The sequence below is a fragment of the Pseudomonas sp. FP597 genome (assembly GCF_030687435.1).
In the GTDB taxonomy this organism is placed as follows: domain Bacteria; phylum Pseudomonadota; class Gammaproteobacteria; order Pseudomonadales; family Pseudomonadaceae; genus Aquipseudomonas; species Aquipseudomonas lactucae.
In genome coordinates, this window is record NZ_CP117432.1 from 4,614,426 (window position 1) to 4,630,682 (window position 16,257).

Genomic DNA, 16,257 nt, shown 5'->3' on the forward strand with positions numbered 1-16,257 from the left:
CGACCTCGTGACAGGCAACAGCTAAATAGGATGGGCTCTGACTAATATGTCGTCGGGACTGCACAAAACTTTAACCCGCCGATCAGGCGACGCCGCGCCCGGTGCCGCTCACCGGGGCGACTGCAACGCGGATCAATTATCCGAGTTGTTTTTGTTCAGCGCATTGAGCGTGGTCATGACACTGGAGCGTTGGTTGGTGAGCTGGGCGACCAGGTTGTTCATCGTGGTGTACTTGGCGGTCAGGCTCGTCTTCAGCGCAGCCATGCGCGCGGTCAGGGTGTCCTGCTGGTTCTGCAGGTCCTTGAGGTTATCCGACAGCGTCGAGCTGCGCGTGGCGAGCACGCCGGTGCCGCTCAGCGCATAACTGTCGGTCGCGGTTTTCATGCGCGCCAGCAGGCCCTTGTCACCGTTGAAAATGCCGCCGATGTCCGTAGGGTTGCTAGCGACTGCCGCGCTGAAGATCTTGTCGTCAATGCTCAGCTTGCCGGTGGTCTGGTCAGTGTTCACGCCAAATTGAGCCAGAGACTTCAACGTGCCCGAACCGCTCAGTGCGTTCAACTCGCTGCGCAGCGCCGATTGCAAAGAGCGCATGGTGGCATCGCCCGTCAGCGCCGACGGCGTGGTGCTGCCATCGGGGTTGGTGGTGACTTTGGTCTCGGTGCTGATCGCGGTGATCAAGGCGTTATAGGTATCGACAAAGCCCTTGACCGAGCTCTTGAGGGTGTCGTTGCTACGGGTGACCGTAATGGTCGACGCAATTCGCTTGGTCTCATCCGTGACGCCGGTGGGCAGTGGCGATACGGCCGTGAGCTTGATGCTCACACCACTGATCGCATCGGACAGGGTGTTGCTCTTGGACTCCTGAGCCGTACCGTCAATGGTGTATTTGGCATTCTGCGGTGCACCGCCGACCACCGAAGTACCCGCTTGCAGGCCGGAATTACCGCCCAGGGTAATGTCGGTGCCTGCGCCGGTGTTGGTCGAAGTGACAACCAAGCGCGAACCGGTGGCGTCGGTCAGGATGTTGGCGCTCAAGCCTGCGCTGCTGTACTGCGAGTTGATCGAGTCACGCACCTGCTGCAGGGTGGCGCCCGGCGCAACACTCACGCCATAACTCTGGCCTGACTGGGAAATCTCCAGGGTCGTCGCGGTACTGCCGGAGTTGACGACGGTCTTGGCGCCACCGGCGAAGTTCTGGGTCGCGATCTTCGAGGCGGTCGCCAGCTGGGTGACCACCAACTGATAGCTGCCCGCGGAAGCACCGGCCCCCAAGGTGACAGTGGACACGGCGGTGTCAGAAGTCGTGGCCGTCAGGCCACCGATACTGGCGTCCTTGGTCATGTTGTCCATGGCGCCGCGAAAGGCCGACAATGCCGCTTGAATCTTGCCGATCGAGGACAGCTGGGCGGTCTGCGTCTGCGTCTGCTTGTTGATCTGCGACTGCTTGGGCGCTTGCTCCGCGTTCACCAAAGCAGTAACGATCGACTCGGTATTAATCCCTGTAACCGGGCCGCTTACCGTGATATCACCCATGACACTTCTCCTGATCGGGGCTGGCGCTTTATTGACGGACGACGCCTAAAGCAGCTACAGCAACAAAATTCATGCCAGCTCAGACTTTGGCGTCAAACAGTACGCTGCTGGCGTCGTGAAGGCTCTGTGCAAGTTTCAATGCGGTTTCCGACGGAATCTGGCGAATAATTTCGCCGCTGTCAGTCGCAATGACTTTGACCACCACCTGATGGGTGCTGTCATCAATCGAAAAATCCAGGTTGCGCTGGGCAGCCTGGACGAAGTTGCGAATGTCCGTTACCGCCTGTTGAAGGTCGGACGGCTTCGAGTCCTGCTTGGTTTCGACCGTGGCAGCCACAGGATCTACCTTGGTCTTCTGCAGGTCATTGTTTACGGGAGCAGGAACGCTCTGCGGCGCCGCTGCAGGATAAGACAGGTTCAACTTGATGCTCATGTCCATGTCCAATCTCCTCATCACGCAAAAGACAAAAGGGCACGTAAACGCGCCCTTCCGTCAGTCATCTACCGATGGCTATTACTGAAGCAGCTTCAGTACAGAAGATGGCAGTTGGTTGGCCTGGGACAGGATCGCGGTGGAAGCCTGTTGCAGGGTTTGTTGCTTGGTCAGCTGAGCAGTTTCTGCAGCGTAGTCAACGTCCTGGATCTGACCGCGAGCGGCGCTGGAGTTGTCTGCAATGCTCTGCAGGTTGGCAACGGTGTTGTCGAAACGGTTTTGTACAGCACCGAGACCGGCACGCTGGGAGTCGATGTCCGAGATCGCCTGGGTGATCACGTCGATCGAGTTCTGCGCGTTGGAAGCCGTGGTGATGTCAGTGTTGTTGACGGTGGTTTTGGCCGAGTTGGCGGCGGTAGCGGCACCGGCAGCGAACACACCGGCTACACCAGGACCATTCAGCGCGTAGCTGCTGGAGGAGTTCAGCGAAACAGCACCCGTGGCGATAATCGCGGTGGCGGCCAGGGCAGTAGCAGTACCGTAGGTACCGGTGCCGTCTTTGGTAGCGACCGAGATACCAGCAGCACCACCGTCACCGGCGTTGAAGGTCAGGTTCTCACCGGTGTCGGACTTGACCGACAGAGCGTCGGTGGACGAATCGTAGTTGACGCTGATGCCCAGCTTGGCAGCGTTGGACTTCAGTTGGTCAGCCAGGTCGGAAGTTTTGGTCACGCCAGTGAACTGAACGGCTGCACCGCTGCCCACTTGCAGGGTGAAGTTAGCGCTCGGCGGAGTGGCGGCAGCGATGGTAGCGGTGTTCACGGTGAACTGAGCTTCAGTGCTGGCAGTTGCAGACAGGCCACCAACGGCGCCGTTCATTTGCGCAGCGATCTGCTTGGCGGAAGCACCAGCAGCCAGGGTCACAGTAGCGGTCTGGCCACCACCGGTAACGGTGACAGCACCACCGGCAATACCGGTTGCCGAAGGGGTCAGGGCTTGAGTTTTCAGCTGCTGCGAACCAATGTTGTTGGCTGCAACGTTACCGATGCTCATGTCGATAGTCTGGTTGGCGTTGGCGCCGACCTGGAACGAAGTGGTACCGAAAGAACCGTCCAGCAGGTTCTTGCCACCGAAGGTAGTGGTGGTAGCGATACGGGTCAGTTCAGCAGTCAGAGCAGCGTATTGAGCCTGGTTCGACTTGCGGTCTTCAGCGCTTGGCGAGCCGTTGGCCGATTGCAGGGCCAGGGTACGCATGCTTTGCAGGATGTTGGTGGACTGCTGCATCGCGCCTTCAGCGGTCTGAGCAATCGAGCTACCGTCGTTGGCGTTTTTGATTGCAACGCCCAGGCCGTTGATCTGGCTGGTCAGACGGTTGGAAATTTGCAGGCCGGCCGCATCGTCCTTGGCGCTGTTGATACGCAGGCCGGAGGACAGACGCTGCATGGAAGTTTGCAGAGCGCCGGAAGCCTTGTTCAGGTTGCTCTGAACGGTCAACGAAGCAAGGTTGGTGTTTACTGTTAATGCCATGACGAAATCCTCGTGGGTGGTGTACTGCGGCTTCCGGCCCTGGCAACCGCCGGGTGTGGCCTAGAGAACCTACGTAATAGTTATCGTCGTGGTAGCCGGTTGCTTGAGGATTTTTTTGATTTTTTTTAATGGCGCCGTGCCACCCCTTGTAATTCAAGGCCTTAGGCCGACTCCAACCCGTGATTTTATGGTTTTTTTTGGCGCCAAATAAAAAACGCCGATGATCTTTTGATCATCGGCGTTTGCTTTTATGCAGAACCGGTCTACTGAAACGTCATGGACGATAGAGAATCGCCGAGCCCCACGACAGGCCCACGCCGAAACCGCTGATCGCCACGCGCTTCCACGTGGCATCCATCACGTGCTTTTCCAGCAGCAACGGAATGCTCGATGACACGGTGTTGCCGGTCTCGACCATGTCCTTGATGAACTTCTCTACCGGCGCGTCTTCGAAACGCCGCGCCACGGCGTCAACAATGGCCGCACTGCCCTGATGGATGCAGAACGCATCGATCTCGTCGGCCTTGAGGTCCGATTCGTTGAGCAGCTCGTGCAAATGCGCGGGAACCTTGAGCAACGCGAAGTTGAACACCTGGCGACCGTTCATGAAAAACACACCGTCGCTGACCTTCAGGTGCGGCGCGCCCGAACCGTCAGTGCCGAATTTCGCCTTGCCCAACTGCCATGGAGCCTCTTCACCCATCCAGGTGGCCGTGGCGGCATCGCCGAACAGCATGGTGGTGTTGCGGTCCTCCGGGTCGACGATCTTCGAATAAGGGTCGGCGGTGATCAGCAGACCGTTCTTCAGGCCGGTGGCTTCCATGAAGCCTTTCATCGCATAGATGCCGTAGACATAGCCGGAGCAGCCCAGGGAAATATCGAACGCCGCCACGTGAGTCGGCAGGCCCAATTTGTCCTGGACGATGGCGGCCGTGTGGGGCAGCCCTTCCTCATCGCCGTTCTGGGTCACGACGATCACCGCATCGATCGATTCGCGCGACAATCCAGGGTTGGCTGCAAACAAGGCATTGGCCGCCTCGACACACAGGTCGGAGGTCTCCTGCGCCGCTTCCTTGCGTGGCAGGAACGCCGAACCGATCTTGCCGATGATGAATTCTTCATCCTTGGCGAATTTGGCACCCTGGGCGTAGTTATCGATACCGTCCGCCGGCACGTAACTGGCGATGCTTTTTATGCCAATCATTGTGGCTTCCCAATACTAAATAGCTGGATAACACCCCTCGGGCTACGCCGGGAGCGCTGACAATAAAGGGGATAACCCCGTAAAAAATCGCTGAAAGCCGCCGCGTAAAGAAGCTGCGACAACTTATCCTTTTCATACGATACAGTGAAGATGCGCTTTATGACTCACAGGTCACTCAATTTTGTGCGCTTTATGCAAAACCCCGCAACATTCACGGCGCCAGAAACGACAACGGCCCACCCTGTCGCCAGGGTGGGCCGCTTGCGCCGACAGCCCATTACATGCGGCTGAACAGGCTCAACTGGGAGATTTTCACAAAGGCCAGTTGCGACGCCTGCAGCATGGTCTGCTGCAACGTCAGGTCAATCGCAGCCTGCCCCATATCGACGTTTGCCAGCGATGACATGGTGGAGGTGTTGGCCAGACCCAGGCTGGTGTTTTCCTGGCCCTGAATATCCAAGGCGTTCTGCCGCGCACCAATGGAGCCGCGTACCTGGTTGATCTGCGCGTCAGCGTTGGCCAGGTTGCCGATGGAGGTATTGATGACATCCTTGAGCTTGGCCCTGGCAATCAGATCACCATCCGCCGGAGCCTCCAGGGCTTTGCGCAATTGGCCCAGGGTATCCAGGGCGTTCATGTTCTTATTGCTCGTGGCACCGATCGAAAACTGATCGCCGGCACCCGGCGTGCCGCTCACATCAAAGGTCACCCCGACCGTGGTGACTGTTGTCGCGCCCGCAGCAATGGTGCCCGAGGCAATGGATTTGCTATCAACCGTATAGGGCTGGGCGTACACGTCGTAGGCGGTACCGCTGGTAAATTTGATCACCGCCCCCGAGTTCGGGAAAGTGCTGGCGTACGCGGCCTGATCGGTGACGCGACCACCGGTCAGCTGCGCGGTGGATGCATTGCTTGCCGTACGCGAGCTGCTGAAGGTATCCGGCTTGCTTTCAAGGGTGAATTCCTTGCCGGCCACCAATGCATCGGAGGGAGGCCCCGAGGCGACACCCGCCCCCAGGTTCAAGGTGATGTCGAACTTGACCCCGCGCAGGTTGACGCTGGCCGCGCCTTCCTTGGTGGAGTCGAACGTACCGTTGCCGGTGATCTCTGACGTGACGTCATTACCCGCGTTGTCGGTCACGCTGTATTGGGTACTGCTGGCGAAAGTCAGCTTGTACGGCTGGCCATCGGCGAAACTCTTGGTATAAGCCGTGCCGGACGTCACCAGGCCGGCCGAGATCGAGACCTTGCCGTCATTGACCGAAGGCGGCAACAGCGTGGTTTGGGTGCGACCGACATTGGAAGAACTTTCAAGCAGGGTCTTGCCGGTATCACCCATGGAGATCGACAGGTTGCTCGATACCTGCAGGCTCAACGGCGTTTCATCACCCTGATAGGTGTAGGTGCCATCGTTGTTACGGCTGTAGGGTGGCGTGTCGGTCTTGGCCCCGGAGAACATGTAGTTGCCGCTGGAGTCCTTGCTGTTGAGCAGGCCCAGCACATGATCCTCAAGCGCTCCCACCTGGGCGGCGATCGCCTTGCGATCATCGTTGCTCATCTGCAGGTTACCGGCCTGCAGCGCCAGGCCACTGGCGGTCTGCATCGCCAGGCTGATGCTCGACAGCACGCTTTCTTCGTTGTTCAGCGAGTTCTGCAAGGTGGTGATGTTGCCGTTGTACTGCCCCAGCATGTCTTTCTGTTGTTGCAGCATCAGCAATTGGGCCGCGGCCACCGGGTCATCGGAAGCGGTTTGCACACGCACGCCGGTAGAGGCCTGATCCTGGGCCTTCACCACACCAGAATAGTTGTCCTGGTACTTGGTGGAGCTGGTGTCGAAATACTGCTGTGTAGAGATACGCATCGTTCCAGACTCCTTTAAAGGGCGTTGATCAGTGTGCTGAAGGTTTCTTGCGCGGCCTTGATGATCTGCGACGACGCCGTGTAGTACTGCTGGAACTTGATCATGTCGCCCGCCTCCTCGTCCAGGTTGACCTGGGACACGGAGTTGCTGGCCGCCTTGTTCGCCGCCAGCAAGGCGCCGGTGGCGGTGCTGTCGGTATTGGCCTGGGCTGCCTTGGAGCCCACCTGGGACACCAGCCGGCTGTTGGCGCTGACCAGGCTCACGCCCGCATTGCCATCCACCGCGCCGACCGTCGCCTTGGTCTGCAACCCCAGCAACTGCTGGGCATTGCGACCATCGGACGTGGCGCCACTATTGAATGAAAAGGTCGTGCTGTCGCCGTCGGCGGGCGCACCGGACACACTGGTGTCAAAGCTGAAACTTTTGCCCGGAATCAACGCGCCGGCGGCATCGCGCATCGGCACATTGACGGTGATCTTGTTGCCCTGCCCCGGAATGATGGTGCCGGTGCCGAGCGGATTGCCTTGGGCATCACTGATCGAATACGGCTGGGTACCATCCGCCGCAGGCTTGCCGAAGAGCATTTTCACCGGCATCGAGTTTTCGATTCCGGTGCGCAACTGGGCGGTGGCCGCGCCACCATTGATATCGATCGGCACCGTCAAGGTGGGCGGCGTGAACGCACCGGTACCGGTGTTGGTCTTGCTGGCGTTACCCGCCAAAGGCGCGGCAAACGCAAGTTTGTTCGGGTCTTTGAGTTCGACACTGATACCGCTGGCGCCGTTGGCCGTCGGACTGATCTTGAAGCTGTCACCGGCAGCGACCGGGCCCGCGCCATCCAACGCCAGGGTGAAGCCGTCGATCACCGGTGGGGGCGTGGTGGTGGTATCGAACGAGCCCATGGCTTTGCCGTCCGAGCGCACCACGTTGTACAGGTTACCGCTGGTGAAGGTCACCTTGTAGTCAAAGGTCGACAGCTTGCTGCTGTCGGCAATCGTCACATTCAGGTTGCCCGACCCCGCACTATTACCCGTTGACGCCTGGCTTCGCTGGGCAATCGCGATGGCGCTGTTAATGTCGCCGAACAGCGAGGAGCCAAAATCGCTGTTCAGGTCCAGGCCCTGCCCCAACTGGCTGTTGACGCTGTCAGCGGTGGCAATGGCGATGCGCCCCAAGTCATTGATGGCGGGCATCAGCGCATCGCTGCGATAACGCAACAGGCCGCCAATACTGCCGCCGCTGACCACATTACCGATGTCAATTGCCGTGTCGCCCATGTTCAGCTGGATGGTGTACTGACTGTTGTCGGCCTTGCTCGGCACCGCCGAGATCGTATTGGCGATGTTCCCTTCCACCAACGACTGGCCGGTGCCGGTATTGATGCTGAACTGACCGTTTTTCTCGGTGGCCGTCACGCCGATCAGCTCATTGAGCGAACGCACAGCCTCGTTACGCGCATCCAGCAAGTTGGCCGGCGCGCTGGTCGACGAGCTTTGGGCGGTGGTGATTTGAGCATTGAGCGATGCAATCGACGACGTCAGTTTGTTGACCTGGTCGCTCATGGTGCTCAGTTGGGCGTTGATGCCTTCTTTCTGCTGGGTCAATTGCGTGGAGATCGCGTTGAAGCGGTTGCTCAAGGTCTGGGCGCTGGTGACCAGCAACTGCCGCGCGGACACATCGCTGGGCGTTGCCGCCGCGGTCTGCAGGGAGGCAAAAAATGCGCTGAGCACGGCCGACATGCCGGTCGACTTGTCCGACAGGGTCTTGTCGATCGCAGCGGCCTGGCCCGCGTAAGTGGTGGCGTCACTGTTGAGGGCGGTGCTGCCTTGATAGGCCGCGCCCAGAAAATCGTTATAAATGCGGCGCACATCCGCCAGCGTCGTACCGGTGCCGATGTACACGCCGCCGTAGGGGTTGCTGGCGCCGGCGTTCTGAGTGGTCTGCTGACGTGAGTATCCCGGGGTGTTGACGTTGGCGATGTTGTTACTCAGAACCGACAACGATCCTTGAGCGGCGTTAAGCCCCGACATCCCGATATTGAGCAAACTCATGGTTCAGACCTTATAAATGAGTGGTCGCGCCCGCGGCAGCGTAATTCTGGTAACTGTTCATCGTTTTTGCGATCTGCGAAATCTTACTGGCGTAGGCAGGGTCCGTGGCGTAACCGGCTTTTTGCAACTCGCGCACAAACTGTTCCGGGTTGTCGGCCGACTTCACAACTTCTTTATAGCGATCATTGCTTTGCAGCAAGGTCACGAGGTCGTGGAAGCTGTCCTGGTAGGAGTCGTAGGAGCGGAACTGCGCCGTTTCCTTGACCATCGCGCCGTCGCGAAACTCGCTGGTGATCGCACGCGCCTGGCCGCCCTGCCAACTCTGGCCGGCCTTGATGCCGAACAGGTTGTGGCTGCTGCTGCCGTCCTCGGCGCGCATCACCGATTTGCCCCAGCCGGTTTCCAGCGCGGCCTGGGCCACCAGGTACTTCGGATCGACACCAATGCGCGCGGCAGCGGCCTTGGCCATCGGCAACATGGTGGCGACGAATTCATCCTGCGAGCTGAACGCCTTCTTCGCCGGCGCCAACGGTGGCTGGGCCACGGCGCGGCTGTAGATCTGCATGCGGTCGCTGGGCACGGCAAAGCTGCGCGCGGCGCTGTTGACCACGTTGTCTTGCAACGCACTGTTACGCAGCGGCGCGGACTTGGCTTCGGTGGCGACCTGGGTGGTCGGCACGATACCGGCCAGCAGGCGATCGGTGAGTTTGCTCGGCAAGGCGATACGGCGCTGGTTCATCAGCTCCATGTCGTTGCTGTGGGTAGCAGCCGCACCGGCCTGGGGTTCCGCCACGCGATAGGCCCACAATGGACGCTGACCATTGGAGCGGCCCAGCGGACCGGAGGCCTGGGTGCCGGCGGCAATTTCGGTCGGCACGTCGACTTTCTTCGCAGGCTCGGCAGCCGCCGGGCCCTGCAAGGTGGCCGCCTGGGCGTCCACGGGTTTGTTCTTCTGCATCTGGCGCATCAGCACGTCGGCCAGGCCGATACCCCCTCCTTCGCGGGACATCGAAACGGCCAACTGCTGGTCGTACATTTCCTGGTATTGCTTGGCGGCCGGGGTGTTCATCGGGTTGTCCTTACCCAACACCTCGGTGGCCGAGCGCATCGACTTGAGCATCTCGTTGAGGAACAGCGACTCGAACTCCTGCGCCACTTTGCGCATGTTGCCTTCGCTGTTCTTGTCGTCACCGACCTTGAGCTGGTTAAGCCGGTTCAGGTCGGAGTAAGACCCCGAGTCCGCCGTGCTGGTGAGACCGCTCTTGCGCATGTCCATGACCATGGCCTCAGATCACTATCAGGTCGGCTTGCAAGGCGCCGGCCTGTTTCAGCGCTTCGAGGATCGCCATCAAGTCGCCAGGGGCTGCGCCCACCTGGTTCACCGCGCGGACAATCTCATCCAGGGTGGTACCGGGGCCGAATTTGAACATCGGCTTGGCTTCTTGCTGGGCATTCACGCGCGAGCGCGGCACCACCGCGGTCTGACCATTGGACAACGGCCCAGGCTGACTGACGATCGGGTCTTCGGTAATGGTCACGGTCAGGCTGCCGTGGGTCACCGCTGCCGGCGACACCTTGACGTTCTGGCCGATCACGATGGTACCGGTACGCGAATTGATGATGACTTTGGCCACCGCCTGGCCCGGGTCGACTTCAAGGTTTTCCAGGATCGACAGGTAATCCACGCGCTGGCTTGGGTCCAGCGGTGCGGTCACGCGGATAGAGCCGCCATCGAGGGCCTGGGCCACGCCTGGGCCGAGCATGTCGTTGATCTTGTCGACCACGCGCTTGGCGGTGGTGAAGTCGGAGCGGTTGAGGTTCAAGGTCAGGCTGTTGCCCTGGTTGAAACCACTGGGCACGGTGCGCTCGACCGTGGCGCCGCCGGGAATACGGCCGGCCGACGGTACGTTGACAGTGATCTTCGAACCGTCCCGGCCCTCGGCGTCAAACCCGCCCACCACCAGGTTGCCCTGGGCGATGGCGTAGACGTTGCCGTCGATACCTTTGAGCGGCGTCATCAGCAAGGTGCCGCCACGCAGGCTTTTGGAGTTACCGATGGACGACACGGTGATGTCCACCACCTGGCCCGGCTTGGCGAACGCCGGCAAGTCGGCACTGATGGACACCGCCGCAACGTTCTTGAGCTGCACGTTGCCCGAGCCCGCAGGCACCTTGATGCCGAACTGCGAGAGCATGTTGTTGAAGGTCTGCAGGGTAAACGGGGTCTGGGTGGTCTGGTCACCTGTACCGTTAAGCCCCACCACCAGGCCGTAGCCGATCAACTGGTTGGACCGCACGCCGGAAATGCTGGCGATGTCTTTCAGGCGTTCGGCCTGGGCGACAGCGCTCAAGGAAAGCAGGAGTGCGGCCGCCATCAGCTGTTTGAGTTTCAAAGTGGCCACCTAGAAAGGGAACAGCGGGCTAAGGAAGAAGCGGTCGAACCAGCCCGGCTGACTCGCATCAGCAAACGAACCTGTACCCGAATAGGTAATGCGTGCATCGGCAATCCGCGTCGACGGCACGGTGTTGTCGGTGGCGATGTCATCGGCGCGTACCATCCCGGCGATGCGCACCAGCTCGTCACCGGTATTGAGGGTCATCCACTTTTCACCGCGCACGGCGATGATGCCGTTGGGCAACACATCCGCCACCGTCACCGTGATCGAACCGGTCAGGGTGTTGCCCTGCGCCGCCGCGCTCTTGCCGTTGGTGGCGCGGTCGCCGCTGTAGCCTGCGTCGAGGCTCAGGTCACCACTGCCCAATGGGTTATTGGTGTTGGGAACGCCGCCGAACAAGGACGTGAGGCCGAGGCTCGCCTTGCTGGTCTTGCCGATCTGCGAGTTGGCGTTTTTGCTGGCCTGGGTCTTCTCGTTCAGGGTGATGGTGATGATGTCACCGACCCGGAACGCCTTGCGGTCGCTGTACAGGTTCTGTTCGAAACCAGCCTGGTAGATCGAGCCGTTATTGGCCGCCGCCGGCAACGGCGTGCGCGGCAACACCGGTGCGTAGTACGGGTCATTGGGTTTTGGCGTCGGGGCGACACAGCCCGCGAGCACGGCAATCCCACTCAATGCCAAAACGGAAACATAGCGATTCATGACCCTTACCTCACGGTGTTGCAGGCGCTGACTAAGGCGCCCCATAGACTTGATTACAGATTCTGCGTAACGAACGAGAGCATCTGGTCGGCGGTGGAGATCACCTTGGAGTTCATCTCGTAGGCGCGTTGAGTGGTGATCATGTTGACCATCTCTTCAACGGTGCTCACGTTGGAAGTTTCCAGAGTGCTTTGCAGCGTGGTGCCGAAACCGTTCAGGCCAGGGGTGCCGATTTGCGGCGCGCCGCTGGAAGCGGTTTCCAGGAACAGGTTGTTGCCCATCGCCTGCAGGCCGGCCGGGTTGATGAAGTCGGCGGTTTGCAGGTTGCCGATCACTTGCGAGGCCGGGTTGCCGGCCACGGTGATGGACACGGTGCCGTCGTTGCCGACGGTGAACGTCTTGGCATCGGCCGGCACGATCACGGCGGGTTCCAGGGAAAAACCGTTGGCGGTGACGATCTGACCGTTGGAATCGAGGTGGAAAGTGCCGTCACGGGTGTAGGACGTGGTGCCATCCGGTTGCAGGATCTGGAAGAAACCCCGGCCGTTGATGGCCATGTCCAGCGGCTGGCCGGTCTGCTGCAGGTTACCGGCGCTGAAGTTTTTCTGGGTGCCGACGATCTGCACACCGGTACCCAGTTGCAGGCCGGACGGCAGCTCGCTGTCCTGGGTCGACTGGGCGCCTGGCTGCTTCTTGATCTGATAGAGCAAGTCCTGGAATTCGGCACGGTCACGTTTGAAACCCGTGGTCGAGACGTTCGCCAGGTTGTTGGAAATGGTGGTCAGGTTGGTGTCCTGGGCGGACAGACCTGTCTTGGCAACCCATAGAGCCGGAAGCATGCTGTTCTCCTCTGTGCGCCTGTTTGTTGGCGCCGTGCTGCGCTGTTTATTTAAAAGCCAACTTTATTCAAAAAGGGGCGATTAGCTCATCGACATGACGCGGGTCATGGCCTGGTCGTCTTCCTTGGCGCTGTTCATCATCTTGATGTGCAGCTCGAACTGCTTGGAAAGCGCCAGCACCGCCGTCATTTCTTCAACGGCATTGACGTTGCTCGCCTGCAGGAAGCCCGAGGTCAGCTTGACGCTCGCATCGGCCACGGCCGGCTTGCCATCCTTGGTGTGGATGGTGCCGTCCAGGCCTTTATTCATATTCTTCAGGTCCGGCTGGACCAGCTTGATACGGTCCACTTCGGCCATGACGCGCGGGCCTTCGCCCATGGCGCGGATACTGATGGTGCCGTCGGCGCCCACTTCGATCTTCTGCTGCGGCGGCACGGCAATCGGGCCACCGTTGCCCATGATCGGCATGCCGTTACCGGCGCGCAGTACGCCCAACGCATCGACGTTCATGCTGGCGCTGCGCACGTAGGCTTCGCCGCCGTCCGGGGTCTGCACGGCCATCCAGCCATCACCGTTGACGGCCACGTCCAGGTCGCGACCGGTCTCGATCATCGCCCCAGGGCTGAAGTCGGTCGCTGGACGTTCGGTCATGGCAAAGGCCCGCGCCGGAAAGCTGTCACCGAACACCGGCATCGAACGCGCCTGTTCCAGGTCGCGTTGAAAACCGTTGGTGGAAATGTTCGCCAAGTTGTTGGCATGGGCCTTCTGCGCCAGTGCATTCTGGCTGGCGCCGGTCATTGCCACATAAAGGTACTTGTCCACGCTCTTTCCTCTTTCTGACGCAGGCTTGCCGCCCACCGCTGTACTGATGAGGCTTAAGCAATTTGCGAACCAACTTTCTAAAAGAGGGTGAAGTGCAGGCTGGACGGGGGTTTGCGGGCGGGTCGTGACTTTTTGAGCGTTGGAGAGAGTCGAAAAAACGGCGGACTACTGCCGCGTGCGGCAAGTACAGGTCAAAGGTGGGAGGGGCGGTACGACGATTCGACTTGCTCCCTCCCACAGTTTTAACCCCAAGGGTGTCAGGTGGTTATTTGTCAGTCTTGAGGATTTCGTAATCGCGCAATTTGTTGGCGATGGTGGTGTGCGACACCCCCAGGCGCTTACCCAGTTGGCGGCTGCTCGGGTGCTCGGCATACAAACTTTCCAGCACCGCCTTCTCGAACCGCCCGACAATCGCCTCCAAGCCGCCTTCCAGCGAAAAATCGCCAAGCGGCTGACGCACGCCATAATCCGGCAGGCGAATATGCTCAGCCTTGACCGTCCCGCCCTCGCACAACGACACCGCCTGGAACAGTACGTTTTCCAACTGCCGCACATTGCCCGGCCAGTGGTAGTGGCTCAGCCGCTCCATGGCCGCCGGCGCCAACCTGGGCAGCGGGCAACCGATCTGCCGGCTGGCCTGATCGAGAAAGTGCTCAACCAACGGCGCCAGCCCATCAAGGCATTCGCGCAGCGGCGGAATATGCAGCGACAGCACATTGAGGCGGTGATAGAGGTCTTGGCGAAATTCGCCACGGGCGCAGAGTTCGGACAAGTCCACCTGGGTCGCACAAATCACCCGCACATCCAGGTACACCTCTTCGTCGCTGCCGACCCGACGGAAGCAGCCGTCCTGCAGAAAACGCAGCAATTTCACCTGCAGGCGTGCGCTCATTTCCCCCACGCCATCGAGAAACAACGTACCCCCCGCCGTCAATTCCAGCAGCCCGAGCTTGCCTTCAGCCCGCGCGCCTTCAAATGCGCCAGGGCCGTAACCGAACAGTTCGGTCTCGGCCATCGACTCGGGCAACCCGGCGCAGTTCAGCGCCATCAGCGGCGATTGCCCGCGTGGGCTGGCCAGGTGACAGGCGCGCGCCAACAGCTCTTTGCCGGTACCGGTTTCGCCTTCTATTAATAGAGGCGCATCCAGCGGGGCCATGCGCCGTGCTTCACGCACCACCGCCGCCATGACTTTGGAACTTTGGAAAATACTGTCAAAGCCACGCAGCTCCTGCTTGCGCACGTTGTAGATGCGCTCACCCACACGGTCGGCGCGGTGCAGGGTCAGCACGGCGCCGGCCATGGCTTCGCTGTCATCGTGCTCGGAGGATTGCAGCGGCGCGATATCCGCCAGGAACACGTCGCCCTTGACCTTGACCCGCAGGCCATTGATCCGCGACTTGCTCGCGCGCACCAGTTCCGGCAAGTCGAAATCCTCGGCATAGCGCGACAGCGGAATGCCCGGCACCTCGTCCACGCGCACGCCGAGCAACTGCGCCGCCGCACGGTTGGCGGCGACGATGGAACCGCCCATGTCGATGGACAGCACCGGAAACTCCAGGGCACCGAGCAAGGCGTTGAGCTCCATATGCCGACGCTCGCTGGGCATCAGCCCTACCCTTTTTACACCGAACACGCCGGCAATCGCCTCGAACTGCGGGCGCAGCGCCTGAAACTGCATGTTCACCAGGTTCGGGCAAAACAGGTAGATGGCATTGCCATGTTCCCCACCGACCTCGCCTTTGGCGACGTTGACGCCGTACTCCACCAGCAGGTTGAGAATGTCCCGCAGGATGCCGATGCGGTTCTGGCAGTGCACTTTGATACGCATGAAAAGACCCGAAAAGTGGGGAAGCGCCGCGTCTTTTTGTCGCTGGGCGCAGATAGTCGTCAAGATTATGTGACAGCTTGTGCGCTTTTCCCAGCCCAATGCGGCAACGAGTCACGCAACCGTAACGAATACTTTACGAAATCCAGCCGTTTTTCCTACACGCGCACCTCGCAGCCGGATGGAATCCCGCCCTCCACGGGTTATCAATAGGTGCATCGCAGGACATAACAAGAACGAATGCCTAGCAGGAGAGCCGTATGAAGCAGACGCACTACGTGGCACGCGAGCCCGATGCGCAAGGTTTTATCCACTACCCGCCGCAAGAACATGCGGTGTGGAACACCCTGATCACGCGCCAACTGAAAGTGATCGAGGGTCGCGCCTGCCAGGAATATCTGGACGGCATCGACAAACTCGGCCTGCCCCTGGACCGCATCCCCCAACTGGGCGAAATCAATAAAGTGCTGGCCGAGACCACCGGCTGGCAAGTCGCCCGGGTGCCGGCACTGATCCCCTTCCAGACCTTCTTTGAGCTACTCGCCAACAAGCAGTTTCCGGTGGCGACCTTTATTCGTACCCGTGAAGAACTGGATTACCTGCAGGAGCCGGATATTTTCCACGAGATTTTCGGCCATTGCCCGCTGCTGACCAACCCCTGGTTCGCCGAATTCACCCACACCTACGGCAAGCTCGGCCTGGCGGCCACCAAGGAACAGCGCGTGTACCTGGCGCGCCTGTACTGGATGACCATCGAGTTCGGCCTGGTGGACACGCCCGCCGGCCTGCGCATCTACGGCGGCGGGATTCTGTCGTCGCCTAAAGAAAGTGTTTACTGCCTGTCGGACGAACCTGAGCACCAGGCCTTCGACCCGCTGGAAGCGATGCGCACGCCGTATCGCATCGACATCCTGCAACCGCTCTACTTCGTGCTGCCCGAGCTCAAGCGCCTGTTCGAAGTGGCGCAGGAGGACATCATGGGCATGGTCGAACGCGGCATGCAGTTGGGTCTGCACGCCCCCAAATTCCCGCCCAAACCCAAAGCCGCGTAAACCACGATTTTT

Annotated in this window: 13 protein-coding genes; 1 reads left to right on the top strand and 12 read right to left on the bottom strand. The window is 60.2% G+C overall.

Annotated elements, in window-relative coordinates; all coding sequences use genetic code 11:
* Positions 1 to 132: 132 nt before the first annotated feature.
* The 12 genes from fliD to PSH66_RS21065 form a co-directional block, all read right to left on the bottom strand.
* Positions 133 to 1,533, bottom strand: a complete 1,401-nt coding sequence (fliD, locus tag PSH66_RS21010) for a flagellar filament capping protein FliD (protein ID WP_003175321.1) — start codon at positions 1,531 to 1,533, stop codon at positions 133 to 135.
* Positions 1,534 to 1,612: 79 nt separating this feature from the next.
* Positions 1,613 to 1,972 carry a flagellar protein FlaG gene (locus tag PSH66_RS21015; RefSeq protein ID WP_078734113.1) on the bottom strand — a complete coding sequence of 120 codons (360 nt, stop codon included), beginning with the start codon at positions 1,970 to 1,972 and terminating at the stop codon, positions 1,613 to 1,615.
* Between the two features lie 75 nt (positions 1,973 to 2,047).
* Entirely contained in the window at positions 2,048 to 3,493 is a 1,446-nt protein-coding gene (locus PSH66_RS21020) for a flagellin (RefSeq protein ID WP_078734114.1), read from the bottom strand.
* A 274-nt stretch (positions 3,494 to 3,767) separates the two neighbouring features.
* Complete coding sequence (locus PSH66_RS21025; RefSeq protein ID WP_003175325.1) at positions 3,768 to 4,697, bottom strand: ketoacyl-ACP synthase III; 930 nt, start codon at positions 4,695 to 4,697, stop codon at positions 3,768 to 3,770.
* 277 nt (positions 4,698 to 4,974) lie between these two features.
* On the bottom strand, positions 4,975 to 6,558 hold the full coding sequence (locus tag PSH66_RS21030) for a flagellar hook-associated protein 3 (RefSeq protein WP_003175326.1): 1,584 nt from the start codon (positions 6,556 to 6,558) through the stop codon (positions 4,975 to 4,977).
* Positions 6,559 to 6,572: 14 nt separating this feature from the next.
* Positions 6,573 to 8,609 (bottom strand): flagellar hook-associated protein FlgK, encoded by a 2,037-nt coding sequence (gene flgK / locus PSH66_RS21035; RefSeq protein ID WP_078734116.1) that lies wholly within the window; start codon positions 8,607 to 8,609, stop codon positions 6,573 to 6,575.
* Positions 8,610 to 8,619: 10 nt separating this feature from the next.
* On the bottom strand, positions 8,620 to 9,885 hold the full coding sequence (gene flgJ, locus PSH66_RS21040) for a flagellar assembly peptidoglycan hydrolase FlgJ (RefSeq protein ID WP_370694814.1): 1,266 nt from the start codon (positions 9,883 to 9,885) through the stop codon (positions 8,620 to 8,622).
* Positions 9,886 to 9,895: 10 nt separating this feature from the next.
* Positions 9,896 to 10,984: a flagellar basal body P-ring protein FlgI gene (locus PSH66_RS21045; protein ID WP_141063612.1), complete on the bottom strand. Its 1,089-nt coding sequence runs from the start codon at positions 10,982 to 10,984 to the stop codon at positions 9,896 to 9,898.
* A gap of 27 nt (positions 10,985 to 11,011) precedes the next feature.
* Positions 11,012 to 11,707, bottom strand: coding sequence for a flagellar basal body L-ring protein FlgH (gene flgH / locus PSH66_RS21050; protein WP_003175330.1), 696 nt, complete (start codon positions 11,705 to 11,707; stop codon positions 11,012 to 11,014).
* A 53-nt stretch (positions 11,708 to 11,760) separates the two neighbouring features.
* Positions 11,761 to 12,546, bottom strand: a complete 786-nt coding sequence (gene flgG, locus PSH66_RS21055) for a flagellar basal-body rod protein FlgG (RefSeq protein WP_078734118.1) — start codon at positions 12,544 to 12,546, stop codon at positions 11,761 to 11,763.
* 81 nt (positions 12,547 to 12,627) lie between these two features.
* Positions 12,628 to 13,368: a flagellar basal body rod protein FlgF gene (locus PSH66_RS21060; RefSeq protein WP_003175334.1), complete on the bottom strand. Its 741-nt coding sequence runs from the start codon at positions 13,366 to 13,368 to the stop codon at positions 12,628 to 12,630.
* Between the two features lie 265 nt (positions 13,369 to 13,633).
* A complete protein-coding gene (locus tag PSH66_RS21065; protein WP_042945085.1) occupies positions 13,634 to 15,196 on the bottom strand; it encodes a sigma-54-dependent phenylalanine hydroxylase transcriptional regulator PhhR in 1,563 nt (520 codons plus the stop codon).
* A gap of 257 nt (positions 15,197 to 15,453) precedes the next feature.
* On the opposite strand from PSH66_RS21065, the gene phhA reads away from it, so the two are divergent.
* Complete coding sequence (gene phhA, locus PSH66_RS21070) at positions 15,454 to 16,245, top strand: phenylalanine 4-monooxygenase (RefSeq protein ID WP_305427586.1); 792 nt, start codon at positions 15,454 to 15,456, stop codon at positions 16,243 to 16,245.
* Positions 16,246 to 16,257: the final 12 nt, after the last annotated feature.

Excerpts from the sequence above, each read along its gene's own strand:
- PSH66_RS21030 (WP_003175326.1), bottom strand. The coding sequence starts at position 6,558 with ATGCGTATCTCTACACAGCAGTATTTCGACACCAGCTCCACCAAGTAC.
- PSH66_RS21020 (WP_078734114.1), bottom strand. The coding sequence starts at position 3,493 with ATGGCATTAACAGTAAACACCAACCTTGCTTCGTTGACCGTTCAGAGC.
- PSH66_RS21065 (WP_042945085.1), bottom strand. The coding sequence starts at position 15,196 with ATGCGTATCAAAGTGCACTGCCAGAACCGCATCGGCATCCTGCGGGAC.
- flgH (WP_003175330.1), bottom strand. The coding sequence starts at position 11,707 with ATGAATCGCTATGTTTCCGTTTTGGCATTGAGTGGGATTGCCGTGCTC.
- flgK (WP_078734116.1), bottom strand. The coding sequence starts at position 8,609 with ATGAGTTTGCTCAATATCGGGATGTCGGGGCTTAACGCCGCTCAAGGA.
- flgG (WP_078734118.1), bottom strand. The coding sequence starts at position 12,546 with ATGCTTCCGGCTCTATGGGTTGCCAAGACAGGTCTGTCCGCCCAGGAC.
- flgJ (WP_370694814.1), bottom strand. The coding sequence starts at position 9,885 with ATGGACATGCGCAAGAGCGGTCTCACCAGCACGGCGGACTCGGGGTCT.
- PSH66_RS21045 (WP_141063612.1), bottom strand. The coding sequence starts at position 10,984 with ATGGCGGCCGCACTCCTGCTTTCCTTGAGCGCTGTCGCCCAGGCCGAA.
- PSH66_RS21025 (WP_003175325.1), bottom strand. The coding sequence starts at position 4,697 with ATGATTGGCATAAAAAGCATCGCCAGTTACGTGCCGGCGGACGGTATC.
- fliD (WP_003175321.1), bottom strand. The coding sequence starts at position 1,533 with ATGGGTGATATCACGGTAAGCGGCCCGGTTACAGGGATTAATACCGAG.
- PSH66_RS21015 (WP_078734113.1), bottom strand. The coding sequence starts at position 1,972 with ATGGACATGAGCATCAAGTTGAACCTGTCTTATCCTGCAGCGGCGCCG.
- phhA (WP_305427586.1), top strand. The coding sequence starts at position 15,454 with ATGAAGCAGACGCACTACGTGGCACGCGAGCCCGATGCGCAAGGTTTT.